Origin of the sequence: Commensalibacter sp. Nvir (assembly GCF_963921845.1) — a bacterium.
Classification (GTDB): domain Bacteria; phylum Pseudomonadota; class Alphaproteobacteria; order Acetobacterales; family Acetobacteraceae; genus Commensalibacter.
Genome location: NZ_CAWUGZ010000107.1, coordinates 1 through 3,133, shown reverse-complemented (window position 1 = coordinate 3,133; position 3,133 = coordinate 1). Strand labels below are relative to the sequence as shown.

Sequence of the window (3,133 nt, the reverse complement as noted above, 5' to 3'; positions counted from 1 at the left end):
GACAAAAAATAGGCATTGTTCAGATTGAAAGTAATGAAAACTTAAAGAATTCAAAAACTTTTAATAAACTTAATTTATTGCCTGACGGATATGTTAAAGTTTTTTTTCCTTGTTGTTTGAAACAAAAATTTATATTTTTCTGAAATTCTAATAATAGTTAATAACACTATTAACAAAAATAAGAGTATAGTTTTATTCATGAATCTTCAAAGAGCTTCATAAAACCTACAGTCTCAATTTAAATAATCTTTAATATTGATTGGAATAAAAAAAATTAAAAAAATATAAACTCAATAAAGCTATTCAAAAAACAATTTAAAAAGCAGCAAAACAGATACCTAAATAACGTCTATGGTAAATTTACTTGTTTGTATAAACGTTTGAATAGTTCTTGTACAATTGAATTATGTTTTTAAATCTGAAATTGGTTTATTGAATATTATAGAATAAACTAAAATAAAAAAGTTATAATACAGCAATAAATGCGTTAACGATAATCAACTGGTTACAAGCATAACGTCTATACAATTATGCCTAACTCAGCGAGGATACAAAAATATTACAACTCATGAAAAAACTGTTAAACCATAATTATAACGTTTAACAAACGGCACTGATAGCAATCATCAAACGTATTATCCCTAATTGCAATTAAATATTTGGGAATTTTTAATGATTCATCACAAACATATAAAAAAATATTAAAATGATCATTCAACAGAATCATTCTAATCATAAAAACATATTATAAATTTAAAATTATGCTGCAATTAACTGTAAAATCAAACATTTCAACACCAAAAAGAAAATTATTTATTTCACACTATATTGTGAATAAAATTGATTTATTCCTCAATAATTCATTATTCTTTTTATTCGAAAATCTTTTTGAAGCCGAGAATGGTTCCATATGCTTTAATTGTTTTTTAGGTTATGAAAAAAACAATACAATAAAGCTGCTCATTAATGCCTCACATACTTTTATAAGTAATTAAAATATACTTTTAATTTTCACAAGGCTTAAATTTGATGATTGATATCCAAAACCCTATTATCCCTGGTATGGCACCTGATCCATCAATCCTTCGGGTAGATAATATGTATTACATTGCCACGTCAACTTTTCACTGGACCCCAGCAATCCAAATTTTTACATCGACTAACTTAGCCCATTGGACATTAAGCAATTATGCATTGACTAATCAAATAAACTTACAAGGCACCAATACACCAGCAGGAATTTGGGCACCGCACCTTTCTTATGACTCAAAAACTAAAAAATATTGGATTGTTTACTCGCATATGTTGAATATGGCTGGGCGTGAATTTAATGCAGATTCTTTTGCTATGTGGGCAACTGATATTAAAGGACCATGGTCATCCCCTCTTTACTTGACGTCAATTGGTTTTGACCCAGCTCTTTTTCATGACGATGATCATAAACATTATATAACTATCCTCGAATGGGAAACCCGCGCAGGTTACCAGACCCCAGGTCATATTGTTATTGCCGAAATTGATTTATTCAACGGCAAAATTATTGGTGGATGGAAACGTTTAACCCAAGGATTTACAACCCGCGGCTGTGTCGAAGCTCCTCAAATTTACAAAAGAAATGATTATTATTATCTCTTAGTTGCTGCAGGGGGAACAGGATACGCGCACGGCGTTGAAATTGGAAGATCAAAAAACATATTTGGCCCTTACGAACCGCATCCTTCTGGCGAACCTATTATTACATCATCCCCTCGTCATTTATTTTCCCTTGGTGATCCCGATGCCGGACATTTTGAAATGTATAATCCACACTCTATTATGCAAAAAGCAGGCCATGGATCTTTGGTTAAAACTCAAACTGATGAATGGTATATGGCTCATTTGATGTCCAGACCCCTGGGGAAAACAACTTTAAATCCACTTGGACGCGAGACGTCACTACAAAAAATGCGATGGACAAAAGATCATTGGTTAGAAATGGAAGATGGATCAAACCTTGCAAAAATGTCCTGTCCTGCCATGAACTTATCAAAGAGCAAAGAAAAGGTAATTTCTTCATCCTACGACGTCCTGGATCATTTTGACGAGGATCACTTTGATATACGTTTTATGACGCCCTATCGTCATCAAGACTCATCATGGGTAAATACAACAGAACGACCAGGTTTCTTACGTATTTATGGTCAAAATTCATTATTTTCACAAATGAATCCTTCTATAATGGGAACAAGAGCCACATCGCTTGACTATACACTTAGAACCAAAGTCTATTTTCAACCTATACATTACTCTCAAACGGCAGGATTAGGATTATATTATGATTGCCATAATTGGTTATATCTTCATTTAACCTATTCTGAGGAAACACAATGCAGTGTTCTGCGATTACTACAGGCAAAACTGAAACAACGTAATACCTTTAATAATCATTTAATCGCAATTCCAGAAGGTGGAATTGAATTAAAAATCAAATACTATCAAGGGAATGCTAATTTATTTTATCGCTTAGCTGATAAAAAATGGATCCGTTTTATCGAACCAATTGATGTTTCTTATTTATCCGATGAAGGAGTTAATGGTGAACCTGGCGAAATTGGAGGTTTTACGGGATTATTTAATTTTATAGGCAGTGTCGATGCTTATCAACATCGTTCCCATGCTGATTTTGATTTTTATGTAGTTGAAAATTAAAAAGTCGCAAAATAAATCAAAGAACCTTAATAGAATATTTACTTTTTTAAAGTCATTGTTGGGCTTATATTTTATTTAAGTCTTTATATTATTATAGTCCCTTTGTTTTATTTGTAATAAATAAACGTATTAACCTAATGAAAAAATAGAACCAACCCTATTATCGGCCAATTATACTTTTATTGTAATAAAAATTGTCTGATTTGATATAGCCCAATAAAAATATTATAAAAATGATAAAACTCGTATGGAAAATTCATGAATGTTTTAAATAATAAAGGTTTAATATTATTCCTTTTATGTTTTAATCTGCTGTTACTTTAATTTTATTTATTAACTTCATAAGAAATGATATTAATACTTTTCCAAGTTCTTAAATGTATTTTAAAATTATGAAATCACATCTCACTGACTTTAATTATAAATATATTACAAAATTAAAATG

1 protein-coding gene is annotated in these 3,133 nt (G+C 30.5%); it reads left to right on the top strand.

The features are described 5' to 3' along the window. The first annotated feature begins 1,029 nt into the window (after nucleotides 1-1,029). Nucleotides 1,030-2,688, top strand: a complete 1,659-nt coding sequence (locus AABE15_RS06655) for a family 43 glycosylhydrolase (RefSeq protein ID WP_338330505.1) — start codon at nucleotides 1,030-1,032, stop codon at nucleotides 2,686-2,688. The last annotated feature ends 445 nt before the right edge of the window (nucleotides 2,689-3,133 follow it).

What these genes read in the sequence shown, in the direction of transcription:
- AABE15_RS06655 (WP_338330505.1), top strand. Translation starts at nt 1,030, where the DNA reads ATGATTGATATCCAAAACCCTATTATCCCTGGTATGGCACCTGATCCA.